The 16,614-nt window shown below is 37.8% G+C and carries 10 protein-coding genes; 2 read left to right on the top strand and 8 right to left on the bottom strand.

The window, feature by feature from the left end; translation table 11 throughout:
* Positions 1-4 precede the first annotated feature (4 nt).
* The 6 genes from H70357_RS12710 to H70357_RS12685 form a co-directional block, all read right to left on the bottom strand.
* Positions 5-1,624 carry a response regulator gene (locus H70357_RS12710; protein WP_231578422.1) on the bottom strand — a complete coding sequence of 540 codons (1,620 nt, stop codon included), beginning with the start codon at positions 1,622-1,624 and terminating at the stop codon, positions 5-7.
* 2 nt (positions 1,625-1,626) lie between these two features.
* Complete coding sequence (locus H70357_RS12705; RefSeq protein ID WP_038589747.1) at positions 1,627-3,366, bottom strand: sensor histidine kinase; 1,740 nt, start codon at positions 3,364-3,366, stop codon at positions 1,627-1,629.
* Between the two features lie 188 nt (positions 3,367-3,554).
* Positions 3,555-5,141, bottom strand: a complete 1,587-nt coding sequence (locus tag H70357_RS12700; RefSeq protein ID WP_038589745.1) for an extracellular solute-binding protein — start codon at positions 5,139-5,141, stop codon at positions 3,555-3,557.
* Positions 5,142-5,207: 66 nt separating this feature from the next.
* Complete coding sequence (locus H70357_RS12695; protein ID WP_038589742.1) at positions 5,208-6,077, bottom strand: carbohydrate ABC transporter permease; 870 nt, start codon at positions 6,075-6,077, stop codon at positions 5,208-5,210.
* Positions 6,078-6,090: 13 nt separating this feature from the next.
* Positions 6,091-7,038 (bottom strand): ABC transporter permease, encoded by a 948-nt coding sequence (locus H70357_RS12690; protein ID WP_038589741.1) that lies wholly within the window; start codon positions 7,036-7,038, stop codon positions 6,091-6,093.
* A 1,378-nt stretch (positions 7,039-8,416) separates the two neighbouring features.
* Positions 8,417-10,522 carry a KAP family P-loop NTPase fold protein gene (locus H70357_RS12685; RefSeq protein WP_038589740.1) on the bottom strand — a complete coding sequence of 702 codons (2,106 nt, stop codon included), beginning with the start codon at positions 10,520-10,522 and terminating at the stop codon, positions 8,417-8,419.
* 858 nt (positions 10,523-11,380) lie between these two features.
* On the opposite strand from H70357_RS12685, the gene H70357_RS12680 reads away from it, so the two are divergent.
* A complete protein-coding gene (locus H70357_RS12680) occupies positions 11,381-12,118 on the top strand; it encodes a hypothetical protein (protein ID WP_038589739.1) in 738 nt (245 codons plus the stop codon).
* 52 nt (positions 12,119-12,170) lie between these two features.
* Entirely contained in the window at positions 12,171-14,387 is a 2,217-nt protein-coding gene (locus tag H70357_RS12675) for a hypothetical protein (RefSeq protein WP_038589738.1), read from the top strand.
* A 482-nt stretch (positions 14,388-14,869) separates the two neighbouring features.
* On the opposite strand, the gene H70357_RS35225 is transcribed toward H70357_RS12675, so the two are convergent.
* Positions 14,870-15,778: an IS3 family transposase gene (locus tag H70357_RS35225; protein WP_231578421.1), complete on the bottom strand. Its 909-nt coding sequence runs from the start codon at positions 15,776-15,778 to the stop codon at positions 14,870-14,872.
* Complete coding sequence (locus H70357_RS36620; RefSeq protein WP_038587473.1) at positions 15,775-16,221, bottom strand: HTH domain-containing protein; 447 nt, start codon at positions 16,219-16,221, stop codon at positions 15,775-15,777. Before H70357_RS36620 ends, H70357_RS35225 begins: the two co-directional genes overlap by 4 nt.
* Positions 16,222-16,614 lie beyond the last annotated feature (393 nt).

The raw sequence follows: 16,614 nt of genomic DNA, 5'->3' as shown, positions 1-16,614 counted from the left end.
AACCTTATTTGGATTCATACCGTGTCATTTTTATCCGATATTGCTTAGGAGTATCACCCGTATATTCTTTAAATAATTTGCAAAAATAACCTTCATTCACAATTCCTACTTCCTCGCACAATTCCAAAATAGAATAATCCTGAACATTTAACAGCTCGAGAGCTAATTGGATTTTTTTACGATTGATGTAGCTGATAACGCCCTCGTTCATTGTTTTTTTGAATAAGCTGCTAAAATACGATGGAGCTAAATTCACTTCCTCGGCAATCGCCTCGAGCGTTAATCGCTGTTTCAGATTTTTCTCTATAAACCGCATAGCACTCATGATTTCTATACGATGTAAAAGTTGGCCAGCATGTACATATTCGAAGGTAAAGTCGCCAATATAGGCAAGCTGCTCCCGAAAAGCTAAAAATTCTATGGGAAACTCTGCTACTTCCGTCGTCAACTTGTTCCCCGATTTAAATTTCACAATAATGTCTCTGTACAAGTCTCTTAGCATAGGCGCCATGATGGACTTATGGATTTTATGGTCCGTAACAAATTGGTTCAGATCAGCAAATGCTTTCTCCAGCTCTTCCTTGGAAACCTTTCTTTTCACCCCAGCAAGAAAATCAGCCAGTTTCTGCTGAAATTCTTCTTTTCTGTCATTATGGTAATGGAACCGATGCATGGGTGTTTTTACTACTTTCTCTGTATGATAATAGAAATCATCACTCACATTTTGTGCTTCCGTGTAAGCTTGTTTGATGGATTCCCAGCCTCGGTGCTGACCTCCAAAAGCGACGGATACCCTTTGATTCAAATATTGATGCAAATGAGAGACGATCTGCCCCCCCAATGTCTGGCAATCATATTCCGTTTCCAGATCACTGCGATTATTTTCCCAGGAAAGAAAGCCAATAAAACGATTATCGGATAGATCCGCAGCTACACCACTGCCACCATTCATCACCGTTTCTTCGATTATATTTGTAATCGCATACCTCAATATGTTCTGATCAGACGCTGAATAATCGTTTCGGAAACTTTCATACATATTCATTTCGACAATGAAGCAGCGATAGTTGGCTTGAAAGAAATGGAACTGCATGCGATTGGCAAAATCCGATGCCCGATGAGAAGGAATTTCGCCCCTGATAAGCTCGTTAAAAAATTGCTTGCGGACTCTATATTTATTTTCAAGCACGGATACGTTTAACGATTGAAATTCCGATTCTTTTTTCTTTACCTCATTTAAAATCCCGGCTGCCTTATCTAAAGCTCGATCCAAATCCGCGTCCCTAAGCGGAACCTTAACAATGTACTCCAATACGTTGGCTTGAATAGCTCTCTGGGCGTATTCAAAAGATGAATAAGCGGTCAAAAGAATGAATTGGGTATGGGGAAGCTTTGGCTTTAGCTGCTCAATCATGGAAATCCCATCCATTCGCGGCATGACGATATCAGATATCACGATATCCGGCTTAAGCTTTACGATCTCCTCTAGCCCCTTCAGCCCATTATTCGCTTTTCCCACTAAATGAAATCGCCTATCCCTAAGGGAGAGCTCGTGAAAAAACAATTCCAATCTCTGAATGATTAGATCTTCATCGTCAACAATGAAGCAGGTGTAGTCTCTCATCATCATGCATCTCCTTTAAATAAGCCTGCTGGGAATAAGGCGCGAACCCGGGTTATTTCCTTAGGTATGCTTATGATTTGGAGCCCGAACTGTTCTCCGTAGTGAAGTCTGATTCGGTCATGAATATTGTTTAACCCGATTCTTTTCCTTTTCAATTCCACATCCCCCGGTTCTGAAATTAAAATATGCTTTATTTTATCAGTTGGAATCCCCTCGCCCTTATCAACTACTTCTATGATGACATTGCCGCTCTCCCTGTACGCATGAATAGTAATAGGGCCTTCGATCCCCCCACCGTTATAACCATGGAAGATACTATTCTCCACAAGGGGCTGCAGCAGCATTCGAAAAACCGGAAAATCTATTAGCCCTGCTTCGATATTTTCGATTAAGTGGAAGTTTCTGTTATAGCGGATGTTCTGGATCGCGATATAGTCCGATACATTTTGCAATTCCTGACGCAGTGATACCTTCTCCGAAGCGTCGGCTATCCCATATTCCAATATTGAAATGAGAGACTCGATCACCACATCTACTTTCTCTATTTGTCCGAGTCGTATGACATTGCTGATAGAACCAAGCGTGTTATACAGAAAATGAGGGTTTATTTGAGACTGCAGCACTTGAATTTCCAGCTTGCGTTCAAGTTCATTATGAAGCTCTGCTCCCCGAATCAGTTCCACAATTTGCTGCAGCATACGATCGAATGCTCGGGAGAGATCTCCAAACTCATCGTTTCGGTTAATTGATATTGTAGTTGTGAGGGAGCCTTGCTCCACCCGCTTCATTTTTGTTTTTAGCGCATAGAGTGGGGTCCTTATATATTTGGCAATAAAAAAGGAAATGAACAGGCTTAAGAGAAAACCTGCAGCTAGAAGCCCGATATAATAGGTTTCCAATCTGGACAAAGCAGCTTTCAAGCGTGATTCATCGTTGATCGAGATGATGGTCCAGTTGAATTTCTCAGTCGGTTTTTTCAGAAGGGAGACCGGAATACCATCCTTGGTATGCAGTTGAAGGCTTGTTTCTGTAGTATCCAGAAGTTGTTCCGCTGACGTTTCCCCGATTGAAAAAGTATGATCTTGAATATTCAGTGGTCCTTTATTTTCCGAAAATCCGGCAATGATTTTTCCCGATGCGGTGATTAGAGCCAAATTCATTTGTTCTTTTTTATTAATCTTGAACAAGGTTTCTTCAATGGAATTTAGATCCAAATCTACCGCAATGGCCATAGGAAACGGAGCGCCGTTCAGATATCGAACCATCGTAACTGTCCAGCCGGAATATTTAGATTTGTAAGGATCACTGACAAATGTAATCCTTCTGTTCTTGTCAGCTGCATCAAACAATGGTTCTCTTTCAGATAAAGGTTCATCAAATATTCGGGTAGGTGTACTTCCGCCTAGGATGGATAAATCGCTTTTGATCAAATAAATATTACTGACGTAATTACTGTTGAGTTCATACAGCTCTCTTAATTGCTTTTTAATCACGTCCGTATTGTCAATGTTGGCTTTCACCGATGACTCGACCGAGAACAGGATCGTCTGGAAGGAGGAAAAATTAACTGTGAAATACTGGTCTATCTTGTCAAGTATTTGGTTAGTGTAATAAATGTCAGTGGTTCTTATTTCCTTTTGGACATAGCGATAAGACAATTGGCTTATCAAGATTATGCAGCTTAATACAAATGCAAACACGATAAAAAATAATTTTAAAGGCAAGCTGATTCTTCTTCGCATCGAGCATCTTCCTTTTAAATCTGTATTAAACAAATACTAACATATGACAATAAAGAGAGGGGCTATTTACAGCCACTCTCTTCGTTTAAAAGATAAGAATTTATATGCTTCGCGCATAAATGTTCCTTATCTTTCTCGCTGAAACGGTACCGTCCTTTAAAAGGACGGCGAAGCCGTTTCTACTTGATTTACTTGATTAAGCCTGCTTCTTTAAATTGTTTGATTACTGACTCCTTATATCTCTGCATGTCAAACTTGGTTTCCAGTGTATTGAGGAAATTCTCCCAGTTGGAAAGAGGTTCTTTGCCAGTCATAAATTTGACCAAGCTTTCATTAATGTAACGTTGGCGGTCAGCTGCCAATGAATCGCTCGGGTCTTCAGTCAATAAATTACCGGGCAAAGTAGCCGTAACGTATTTCTGATTGTTCTTAAAAGCTTCTGCCGTCTTAGGATTCTGGAAGCTGAAGTACTCAGCATCATCACCACGACGCGGCATTCTATAATGATCGACCCATAGGTACTTATCTTTCATTTCCTTCGATAATTCGGAGGTTTTATTTTTGATCTTGCCGTCTACCAAATCCCAATGAATCCCTTTAATTCCGTATGCAAAATTCGGATAGGCTTCTTTGTCCGTAAAGAGATAATTCAGCATGGACAAGATACGAATGATTTTGTCCTTATCCGCTTTCTTGGATATGGCCCATGAATTGCCTTGGAACGATTTTCTCTCTACAATTTGATCACCATAAGGACCTATCATTGGAGGAATAACGATCCATTCCGGCACCTCTCCACTGATTTCTTTCATTTTCTGCTGATAATCTGGTTCCAGCCTGCGGGCATCTCTTATCATGAAGCCAACTTTACCCTTAAATAACTTTTGGTCCAACAAATCGGGAGTATTCATCGTCACCCAGTCTGGATCTACAACTTTGGCTTCCATCATTTTATTGATATAAGTGAGCGCTTCTTTCATTTTTGGATCGGTGAACAGGAACACCGGTTTATTGTCTTTCACATCAATGGCTGAGGGAGGATTGACGCCAAACATCCACATCAAACTATCGAAGCCGTAGGTTTGCAGATTGCCTTCTTTATTCATACCGCCTATGAATCCGTACGTATCGTTTTTGCCGTTACCGTCCGGGTCTTTCTCTGTAAAGGCTTTCATAACTTCGAATAGCTCGTCAGGTGTCGTTGGCACTTCCATATTCAGCTTTTTCAGCCAATCATTGCGGATGAAGAAGCTTCGACTGATACCGTTTACATTATCATAACCTGGAACTCCAATGGTTTTTCCTTGATAGGACATCGCCTCCCAGGAGTCGTTGCTAAAACGTTTCTGTAATTCAGGAAATTGATCCAGATACGGTGTCAAATCCGCAAGAACGCCTTGGTCATAATATTGCGCCAAATCAGCCCGGCTCTTCAAGAAGATCAAATCTGGAATATCTCCGCCGGCAATGAGCGTATTTAATTTAGTCGTTGCTTGCCCTGATTGAGGAATCATCATTTCCAAGTCGATATTCACTGCTTTCTCCAACATTTGGCGTTGGATATCTTCTTCACGGGGAGGAATCGGCGCAGCAGCGTTGAAAGTGCCTTGGTTAAACATCGAAATTTTCAATTTGGTTTCAAAGGGACTAGACTGGCCTTGTGAATTACCCGAAGCAGTCGATGTAACCTCTTTTTGTTCCCCACATCCTGACAATACCGTTCCCACACCGACCATTGCTGTCAGAATAGCAAATGTAATCGCTTTACGTTGCATAATGACCTCTCCTTTGCTTCTATATTATCACGGTTTTCCCGTAACAACTCAGGTTGGAATATCTTTTTAACCTTTAACCGATCCCAAGAGCACACCTTTGGTAAAATGCTTTTGCATAAATGGGTAAACGATCAAAATCGGAACTGTAGTCACGACAACTGCTGCCATTTGTATAGCGAACGTACTAACAGCTCCGGTATTGGCAAGCGAATCAGCACTTTGTGTTGCGACGTTAAGCAGGATGTTGCGCAAGATCACTTGGAGCGGCATTAAGTTGGAATCATTGATATAAACAATAGCATCGAAGTAACTGTTCCAATGCCCGACTGCGTAAAATAATGAAATTGTGGAAAGGACGGGCAAGGACAGAGGTAAAATGATCCGCCATAACGACTGAAGTTCACTTGCACCGTCTACCCTCGCTGATTCCTCGATTTCAGCAGGCAATTGCTCGAAAAAGCCTTTAATGATCACCAGATTAAATGCACTAATGAGATGTGGAATAATCAATACCCACGGACTGTTTAGCAATCCCAGAGAGCGGACTAGTAAATAAGTCGGAATTAATCCTCCCCCAAACATCATGGTAAAGACAATGAATAGTAAAAATGGGCTTCGCCCCGGCAAATATTTTTTGGATAACGGATATGCCGCTATTACCGTAAAGAACACATTGAGAGCAGTGCCTACTATCGTTCGAAACAATGTAATTTTATACGCCTGCCCGATACCATGAGAAATGAATACTTCTTTATAGGCTAGAAAGGTAAAGGATTCTGGTATGATAACAATTCCTCTTCTTAACACTTCCGATTCTGGCGTCACTGAAACAGCAACCACATATAGAAAGGGTAGTAAGCAAAGTAGAGCTAGCAAAATAAGAATAAAATAAACGACTGCTTGCCAGACCTTCTCTCCGATTGTCAAATTGATCATTTTGATAACCACCTCACCAAATTTGCCCATCGAATTTTTTGGCGAGCTTATTTGCTGCCAACACTAAAACAAATCCGATGACCGCTTTAAATAATCCCACAGCAGTAGCCAAGCCAATCTTAAGCCGCTCGAGCCCTTCACGGTATACCCATGTGTCGATAATGTCGATCTTCTCCTGATTAAAGCTGTTGGCAAACATGAATATTTGGTCAAAACCAGCATCTAGAATATGGCTTAATTTAAGGATCAGCATCAGAATCATAACGCCTCGAATGCCGGGAAGTGTTACATGCCATAGCTGTCTCCACTTGGAAGCGCCATCAATTCTAGCCGCTTCATATAAACTTGGATCGATTCCTGCTAATGCTGCAAGGTACAATATCGCTCCCCATCCAATATCCTTCCATATTTCAGATAAGATGATCAGCAGTCTGCCCCAGGCAGGTTCCGTTAGGAATGAGATGGGTTCAACTCCAGCTTCCTTCAAAATCATGTTAAAAAGACCATCCCCTGGGGCTAATAATGCCACCATCATTCCATAAACAATGACCCATGATAGAAAGTGGGGTAAATAAGTGATCGTTTGTACGATTTTCTTAAACCATTGGGTATAAACTTCATTGAGCAGCAAAGCAAGTATGATAGGAGCTGAGAAACCGAACAATAGCTTATACAGTGATATGATAATCGTATTTCTCATGATGTCCCAGAAATAAACACCGTTCATAAAATCTGTGAAATTTCTAAATCCCACCCATGGGCTATCCCATAGTCCCAAAGCTAGGTTATAGTTTTTAAAAGCAATAATGATTCCCGCCATAGGAATGTATTTGAATACGGCAAAGTAAACTAATGCCGGGAACAAGAGAGCGTACATCACTTTATACTTTTTTATCGTTCTTATCCATGAATTCCGCTTTTTGGGGAGGGGAATGGCGTCCGCTGCCAATTTCGCTTGCATATCATCACCTCGTCTTTATTTGTATTTGTATAATAGCATCCCCCTATTGGATAAATTTCTGTAATTTCAAGAATTTCTTATAAGATATTAAGTAAGTAAAGCCTTGGATAATTCCAATACAATAGGCTTTGACTTTTGGACCTTAAAAGCAAAATGTACAAACCTATATTATACAATTCACAATATGGTTACGGATGGTTTTTACAAGACACTCCTTTTGGGATAGTAGCTTTAAAAATCTGGCGCTACTAAAATGGCGCCATTTTCTGTTCCCACAGCTACACTAAACTGCCCGTTAGCCCCCCATGCCGCGCTTCGCGGCACCACAGATGATGAAAATTTCGTGTCGACGTTCTATACTATTCTTACGGTCGGCGAGGAAGGTCGTTAAGCTATGGTGTCGCGAACCCATCCGTTAGTCGCCGAAATTTAATCCAAGAACGCTGGGATTTCCAGCCGGGATATGCTTTAGCAAAACGGCTCGACCTTTTTCAGGAACAACTGGACCGGCTGGACACCATTCCAGGGATCGCCCGACGCATTGCAGCGCGCAAGGGGAAACACAGAGCTGCAATAGCAGTGGCCCATTCCATGATGACAATTGCTTATTATCTATTAACTCGCGGTGAAGATTACCGTGATTTGGGGTCCATTATTTTGAGGCGAGGCAGCAAGAGATGATCGTCAAACAATCTGTGCGTAGGCTTGAAAAGCTAGGCTTTACCGTTACAATATCCACCCCCTCTGCTTCATAACATCCATCCACCTCATACAAAATGAAGGCTCAGCTTTTAAAAAAACAAGTCAGCCGCGCTTAGTTTCATATTGCTATTTTTGAGTGTCCAGCGTTAATGATATTCAGGGTAGCTTAATGAAGTAGATATCCAATTCGCAAGATGTTGGTTTTCGCTTTATCATATATAGGGAATCTGAATAAAAAGCCTACAGAATATTAGTTTCTGTAGGCAGGGGAGTTAATTTTTATTCACTTTTCGCATGAGTCGTGGAGTTTTTTGAGCTTTTATGATCCATCAGAACAATTGTGATTTTTCATTTTAAATGAGAATTTACTGTTAGAAAACCCTTATATAATAAGGGATGCTGTTTCATTTCAAATGAGAAAATTTAGTTCAACCAGTTAGAATCCCTCCAATATTTCATTTTAAGCGAGAAAAAACGCTTTTGTGGTTTATACAGCATTCATGCATAATATACAGCACTTAAATTATCGAAAATATTCTCAGTAATTTTAATCAGATACACAACCAGTAATAACAATCATAACACTAATTGCGTTGCACAAGTGGCAAACTGGTACCTAATGACTTATCGTTCTATTAATGTCTATTGAGTGGGTTCCTCCACTTCCTAGTCAAAATCAATCATCGTTCTTCTTTTGTAGGAACAGCTTTATTGCCCGTTTTTCTTCCGCATCTAATTCTGTATATAGTAAACTCTCTTTTAAGTCACTGACTCGCTCCGTGAGTTCATCTAAATCGAAAAATTCACTTAAATTTTTTTTATTAATATTCCAAATTTTACGCCCAGCATGGTCTCCAAGGGAGGACGCCGTTCCTTCGCTTACAAAATGAGAAATAAAGAGAATTATATCTTTATCGTTATTATTTATATTTTTTATATATTCTTCAAGTAACTCTTTCTCTCCATATCGTCTCCAAGTATATAATATAGAAGCAAACTTATTATGTTCTATAAGTCTTCTTTCTTTTGACCACTGTATAATGTTTATGAGCAATAATTCCTCAGCTTTAAGAAGCTTCTCCTCAGACATTGTTTGTTTTTCTTTTGAAATTGGAGGGGTCCCCTCAATTCCATATTCCTTACGTAAAAGACTTAAAAATCGTACAGGGGAGTAAATGCTATTGTTACATGATTGAATGACTTCTGATATAATATTTTCTCTTTTCTCAAGAACATCAAAACGCCAAAACAAATGATAAAGCGCCTTGGATAATCTAAAGCCCGAATCAGGCAAACCTAAGATATCTAATTTCTCAGGAATACTATCCCCTAAATCTAATAAAACCGAAGTAATTGTTCTGATGTTTTCGATAGGTACTTCCTCAACAATATCCAAGATTTTTTCAAGAAATCTATAAATTCGATTGTCATTAATTAGACTTCGAGCAAAAATCCGAAATTCATCTTCATTAATACTCTTTTCATAGATTGCCTCTTTAATTATTTGACTGGATAAATCTCCTTTCGATAATGATAATCTAAAATAGTTATCAAAAAACTCCGGACTACAAATTCTCTTTTGCTTCCTCCAGGTTCTTTCAAAACCGGAATAACTCGTCCCTCCCAAGACCTCTTCAATTCTCGGGAAAATTCTTTTCAAAAGATCATCCATCTTTTCCTGGATTGTAGAAGAGGCAATGATTTCGTCATATTTCTTTTTCATTTCATCTTTCTTGTATTCTATATTCCAATAAAAGTCTATGGTTTCAATAAATAATCCTTTATTTTCTCTTATCTGCCGATAAAGATCAGGAAGAAACACTTGAATTGTGACAATACTAATTAAATCCACAAGATTCACATCATCTTTAATCATTTCAAAACTAAATGAAAGTACGTTACAAAGTCTGTTGATATCACGAATGTTTCTTATAAATTGTCTGATTCCTCCTATATAGACGTTTCCCCAGTATGTCGTATCAAAGGATTCTTCTGGAATATCTCCAATGATACTGTTTAATTTTTTGAATAATATTTGTTCTAATTCACTTTCACTTACAGCAGGAATTACAAAGGGGACTTGGATAATTTTTTCGAGATATTCAATACCTGAACCTCCTTGGACCTCTTCCAGAGCAGTCACTATAACATTTTTATCAAATGCAACTAAGTACGCAGTATTATTAAAATCCCCCAAAGACTTTATTAATTGGAATATTTGTTTTATTTCTTGTTTATTAAGCCTATCAACATCATCAATTATTACCAGTACCTTTACTTCCAATTTCAATAATAGCTCATTGATTTCACTTTTTAGTTCCGATAATTCTTTAGGCTCTTGCTTCAAAGCTTCTGCTATATCAGAGGTCAGTTCTGAATACTGCCTAACTACCGGAAAATATTTCAGTGGTTTCAATAATGCTGAATAAGATAATAACTTTTGTGTTACTATTTTTGTCTTTTCTGCAATAGTCCTTTTTTTGATTACTGCTATCATTTCATTAAAAAATTGTTGAATTAATTGATTTTGGTCAGAGTAATTCCACGGATTAAATTTAAGCAATATCATCTTCTTTTGTAGGTCTGCTTGTTGGTTTTCAATGTGTTCTAAACAAAGATTAATGATTGATGTTTTTCCAGTCCCCCAATCTCCATATAGTCCAACTACAAAACTTTCAGGGTTCTTATATCTAAGAAATGCTTCTCCTAAAGAATGAGCAAAAGCAGATCTTCCTAATGCGTCTTCAGCTTCACCTTTTATAGGAACGTCACTGTTGAACATAATACTCCTCCTATGTACCAGAGCTATAAACTAGCTATTTTAAAAATAAAAATGCTTTATAACAAGATCAGCCAATTTTTTTAGCACTTCAATCCAATAAATATCCTTGGCTTCAGGGTTTAAAACTTCAATTGTTGGTATGTTTAAGGTATCTAAGGAAGTTGAGAACGGAGAGACATCAGTATTATCAACAAGTCCATTATTTTTTGTGTAGTGAACAACTTCTTCAACACCATTAATCTATCCATATCCTGTGATTCACTATAAGCTTCAACGCTCGAGTTCGTCCGCTTTCTCTGTGCCAGTCATACTTTCAGAAGTGCATAGAATAAACGTTTTCGATTTCTCGGACCATTCATTCACAACAAATTCATCAACAGCTTCTTTATTCTTCGCAGGATTGAACTTCTGCGCCCGTTTGAATTGATATACTTTGTAAGTATTTGTTACTTTCTCTCTGGCATAGATATCAATTCCGGCTTGATCTTGCCCTCTTCCACTTTATAACTGACAATGAATAATATTCGACTCAGTTTGGACCAATCTTAAGCATAGTTTTCGAAATCTTCCCATGATAATTTTGAAAAAGAAGTTCTTGTATTCTCGTTTCTACTGGTGGATGTATTATAGTCTTTCGAGGGGTATACAAGAACGAAGGGACATTGGTTTGATAATCCAAACTTCGACAACTCTCTTGTTAGAATTCTCGCTAAAATTCAGTTTTACATATTATACCACAGCAAAACCAACTATCTGTCTGCTTTTTAATTAGGATTCTATATTTCATCTATTTAAACAATGGAACTAATTTACAATGCCAACCGTATCAATATCAACACATTAAATTGGAGTGATTTTATGAGTTCTCTCTCAACAAATTTTCTGATTAAAGAAGCAAAACTATTTAATTACTTTAAAAACGAGTTAACAGAAAACCATATTTGGATTACTGGAAAATCCAAAGTTTTCTTATTACTTACTCTGCTAAGTATTTTATCAATATTAGTCGGGGCCTTCGGTCAACTGATGGGAATGGAAATTAATAGTGTTTCACTTTTCATTACACTTGGAGTCATTCTTTCATTTGTTTTCACGCGTATTTCTGATTATCTCTCAATTAATTATGCCCTCATACATTATCCGGACTATTCACCTCTGCTCAAAAAATCATTTTTCAAACGCACTAATAAACAAAATTTTCTTAGGGCTTACAGAAGTGACAAATTAAACGATAAGCTCTTAGAGCCAGACTTTCAAAACATAGACATTGATACTCTTATTGAATACTATAAAAACTCGAGTAACTCTTTAACAGCAAAAAAGTGGTGGCCCGTTACTTTGACAGCAGTTATAGCCTTTCCCGTATGGAGTGAATCTGTAGCAGTACTTATTAGCAGCGGAAGTAGGATAGAAGAAAAGATGGCGATGGCTTTGGCATTACTTGTAGTATCGTTTTCTATAACTTTTTTAATTTCTTCAGTAAAGACAGCACTTGAATCAATTCTGTTAATGCATTCAATTGAATTGAGTGAAATGGCAAAACTTTTAGAATTAATTAAGATTGCTCGTTTAAATAGTATCAACAACCCTACGTAACCCACTCTACTTAAAGTTTAGAATTTTGATCTCAACAAAGAGGAGTTTTTATATGACAATCGATGACATTGATTATTCTGATTTTAATGCAGATGTTTTAAAGCAATCCTTAGAGTCTAAAGATTATAAGCAATCCGCGTTAATAATTAGCACTTTGTACATAACTAGCCCAAATAAGTTTAGGAATACTGTTTTGCTATCTGGTTGTTTACCTGACCCTTTAGATTTTAATTTTGAAAAAAGGAAGGAAATTATTGGTGTTTTTATCGGGGCGTGTAACTTAGCTGAAAAAGCAATGTCTTCTTCAGAGATGCTAAGTAATGAGGCTGCACCTTTCAAGGAGATATGCACTAATTTAGCAAAAACAATACTTATCATCGCCGATCACAATAAAAAAAACACCAGTGAACTTGTTAAATATGAATTTTTTAAGCTACCATTAATCCAACAAATACAAGTATTTTGTATAATGCTTGAAAAGCACGCGCAATTTTCAAATAATTTATTATCTGAAAAAATAAAAAAAGAAGGATTATATACTGGTCTGGAATCTGACATAGCTTCAATGAAAAAAGAAGGTCGAGGCAAATTCTCTATTCATGATGACTTAGAAGCTGGAATCGAAATGGCAGATACTTTATTCAGATATTTATATTTCAGATCAAAGAAAGAAATAGAACACCCAGTACCACTAGATGAAAGTACTATAGTTTCACCTTATAGTTGCCCTGGTATTGAATTAGTTAGCTTTTTGACTCAACACAGAAATGTATTGGAATTTGTTTGGGAGAAAGTTAAATATAGTGGGTGGGAAATGAAATTAGTACGGGGCGAGGAAAGTGAAATCATCCATTATTTTGTCCCGCCTAATGAAAGGCAATATAAAATTTACCGAAGTGCAATTGAACGATATAAGTATATGGCCTTTATGCAGTCTCAAAATAAACTTGTACGAAATCGCATTTCAATTAATTCTATATCAGAAGCAATTACCGGTATTTCTCATAATGTTAATTTTACGGATATCAATTCACTTTTTTCAATTGATAAACATTCCTTTTTTAAAATTGAAAAAGACCTATCAATATTTATTGAGGCTCAAGCATTTTACCTGGAATACTCCATAGATTTTTGGTTTCAGGATATAAAAGTTGGCTTGAGTAAGGATATTTCAATAAATGATATTTTTAACGGAATTAAATATCTTTATATTCTTGCATTCCTCTTTAGAAAAAAAACAGTTAACTTTGATATCAATAATAAAAAAGACCATAAGAATCTTTCACCTGTTATTCCTCTTGAACTATTAAATCGTCACTTTCAATATTTATACGAGTATCCAGAAAAGAAAGCAGAGGAAATTTTAGATTTGTTTGTATTTAAACCCAATTCCAAATTGGATTTGTTTTCTCAACCACTCGTATATGTTGGTAATAACAATATTATTTTCGCTCCAGCATTAGTTTTGCAAATAAATGTTTCTCGCTTGGTGGAGCAACAACTTGCATTGTGGAATATAGAGATCTCACAAAAAGGCAAACATTTTGAAGAAATCATACGTACACTCCTATCTAATAACCCCCATATTAATGTAAATACTAATAATATTGAGTTTGATGCCTATGACGGTTTGAGGGTTGAATTTGATTTTTTAGCTACATTTGAAGATTATTTGATTCTTATGGAAATGAAATGTATTAAAAAAACCTTCTCGGACAAAGAACTTAAACAACGGAGCGATACCATAAACTATGGAATTAAACAGCTTAATCGCAGAGAAAAAATAATTATAAAAGAATGGGAAAAGATTAAAGAGTACTCAAGCGTTACTCTTCCCGAACTCCCTCCTACCCACAAAAAAGTAATTAAAATACTCTGTCTGAATATCTTTGAATTTACCGGTGCAGAAATAAATGGTGTCTTCATCACCGATATTTCATCAATTGGTAAGTTTTTTACTTCACCTGATATCGAAGGGTACTCAATTATCAACAATAAAAAAAAGACATTTTCCAGATCAACCTTGTGGTCTTCCAAGCACCCCTCCATTGAAGACTTCAAGAGATTCTTAATAGAGCCACACACTATGAAAGTGTTCTTTAACAGCCTAGAATCCAATCCTATATTCGTTCCTATTCTAAATGAATACGACCATCAAATAGCTTTCCAAGACTTTGTACTTTCTAAACATCCGTTTGCTAAAGAAAAGATGGCTTACAATAAAAAGATTGCGAGCAAAAAGAAAAAGCATACGCGCATGAAAAAGTGATTATAAGCAAACATAATAAGATGAATTCGAGTTTCTTCAAGATTGCTTAATTTAATGGCCTATACAAAACAGCAAGATTAAGCTAATAAAATTCAGGACAAATAGCCAAGTCATTTTTGCCGCCTATTGAAAGCAGTGAAAACGATTTGGCTTTTTCTTGGTTATTCTCCAATTCGCCTATGCCTAGTGCCGAGGTTATGTACTTCCATTTGTTTATCTAGATTTCCGATATTTTTATTAATGTTATTTTGACATTTTGTAAAGCGATACAAGCCTTAAAACAATAAAAAATCCATCGTCCGAGATAAAATCAAGACTAGGGCCGTTCATTTAGGTCACGGATTTGCTGTCCTACTGGGATTGATAAGATCAGATATTTGATATCATGTCAACAAATGCCGAAAATAATTTACAATCAAAAAGTCCCGATATAGGAAACTGAACTGTGACCGTATTTGTGGAAAGTTTAAAAAAGAAGACCTTTAAGAAGCGGTTAATAGGTGACTCCTGAATTCATCGGGAGTCATTTTTTTTAATGCCCATTGATATCGCTCGGAGTTATAGTAGGCGATATAGTCATCCACCCTTGTTCGTAATTCCACGAGAGTCATACATGACTTGTACTCCAAATCATCCTTCATATGGCCAAAGAAGCTCTCGATGGCGGCGTTATCCCAGCAGTTTCCTTTCCGTGACATGGACTGTGTAAACCCAGCTTTGTGTACGAGAAGGCGGAATCTAGGATGAGTATAGTGCATTCCTTGATCCGAGTGTAACAGAGCTTCTGGATGAATATTGCCATCCAGTCGTTCAAGTAGTTTCTCCAGTGTTCGTTCTACAATTGGCATGGCCAATGACGAAGAGAGGTAGTGAGCTAGAATCTGTCTCGTAGCCCCGTCTTTCACCACGGATAAATAAGCACATTGTCCATCGCCATAATGCATATAGGTAATATCCGTCAGTAGCACTTTCTCGGGCTCTCTTTGGTCAAACTGACGCTTGAGTAAGTTGGGACACGTTTGGTGCTCTTGTGTGGTTTTTGCCATCTTCCGATAGGGATTGGCTTGCCGGATCGTAGCAATGAGCTTATATTTTCGCATTAATCTTCGAATTTTCTTATGATTCATGATGATACCGTTCTCCCGTTCCAGCCTCATCTTCACGACCAATGCTCCTGCTCTACCATTTAAAGCATCATAGTGTTTCTTGATGAGGAAAGCGTCACGCTCGTCCGCTTCCTCTCGCAACTGTCTGGCTTCCTCAACAGCTTGCCAACGGTAATATCCGCTTAAGCTCACACTGGCTAGCCTGCGCAAATAACGCGTCACTCGCTGCAAACCGTGCTTACGTATCGTTTGGTTAATAATTTCAAAGCGCTCGGAGGGTGTCAATGTTCCCTCTGCATCTTCTGCTTTTCGAGCGCCTCTAGCTTTTTTAAAAAATCGTTCTCCATCTCCAAAAGCTTGATTCGTGCCTCTGCACGTTTGAACTTTTCCTCGATAGAAAGTTCTCCAGCTGGTCGTCTGCCCGGGGATCCCTTTCCTCGTTGTTCCTCTAGTAATCCAGCATCTCCCAGAGCATTGTACGTATTACGCCAACGGGTTAGGCAATGCTTAGGCTTCTTGCGACCGATAATATCTACGTCAAATCCCGCACTAAGGAAGATTTCCATTGGAGTTTGACCCTCCTTATAGGCCTTAACCGCAGCCAACTTAAACGTTGACGAATAGGTGATACTCTTTTCCGTCACGTTCTCTACATTTGGATTGTTCTCTAGTAGTTTAATCTCTTTTTCGTTGAATATTTTTGAGCTTCCTCTTGTTTTATTATTCATGAAGGCTTCCTCCGCTATTTCGCTATTTCGATTAAAACACAAATGACCCATAAGAGGGTCACTTTTTTCAAAGTTTCCATCTTACGGGTCACAGTTCAAACTCCAAATCGGGACTTTTTTTATATTTCTTGCATTTCCTTATAATAATTTCTGAGAACAAAACTTTATTGTAGAACCAGTAAAAATAAAACCTATGTCTAGTCAAACCCAAATTGCTTGAAATATTATCAATTTTGTTCATTGGTCGCAGCAGTAGACAAGGGTAACATAGTCACACAGAGGATTGCCGCCAATATAACTGGCATCACTTTGGTCCACCTTCTCTTTCGCACAGGCATTCCCCCCCCTTTAATTGCACGTTTAATCCAATTCAATTCCCTATTGCGTGAAGTT

Source organism: Paenibacillus sp. FSL H7-0357, assembly GCF_000758525.1.
GTDB lineage: Bacteria > Bacillota > Bacilli > Paenibacillales > Paenibacillaceae > Paenibacillus_AQ.
The sequence above is the reverse complement of the archived record's forward strand: the minus strand, read 5'-3'. Positions and strand labels throughout refer to the sequence as shown.

Excerpts from the sequence above, each read along its gene's own strand:
- H70357_RS12695 (WP_038589742.1), bottom strand. The coding sequence starts at position 6,077 with ATGATCAATTTGACAATCGGAGAGAAGGTCTGGCAAGCAGTCGTTTAT.
- H70357_RS36620 (WP_038587473.1), bottom strand. The coding sequence starts at position 16,221 with ATGAATAATAAAACAAGAGGAAGCTCAAAAATATTCAACGAAAAAGAG.
- H70357_RS12675 (WP_038589738.1), top strand. The coding sequence starts at position 12,171 with ATGACAATCGATGACATTGATTATTCTGATTTTAATGCAGATGTTTTA.
- H70357_RS12705 (WP_038589747.1), bottom strand. The coding sequence starts at position 3,366 with ATGCGAAGAAGAATCAGCTTGCCTTTAAAATTATTTTTTATCGTGTTT.
- H70357_RS12710 (WP_231578422.1), bottom strand. The coding sequence starts at position 1,624 with ATGAGAGACTACACCTGCTTCATTGTTGACGATGAAGATCTAATCATT.
- H70357_RS12700 (WP_038589745.1), bottom strand. The coding sequence starts at position 5,141 with ATGCAACGTAAAGCGATTACATTTGCTATTCTGACAGCAATGGTCGGT.
- H70357_RS12690 (WP_038589741.1), bottom strand. The coding sequence starts at position 7,038 with ATGCAAGCGAAATTGGCAGCGGACGCCATTCCCCTCCCCAAAAAGCGG.
- H70357_RS12685 (WP_038589740.1), bottom strand. The coding sequence starts at position 10,522 with ATGTTCAACAGTGACGTTCCTATAAAAGGTGAAGCTGAAGACGCATTA.
- H70357_RS12680 (WP_038589739.1), top strand. The coding sequence starts at position 11,381 with ATGAGTTCTCTCTCAACAAATTTTCTGATTAAAGAAGCAAAACTATTT.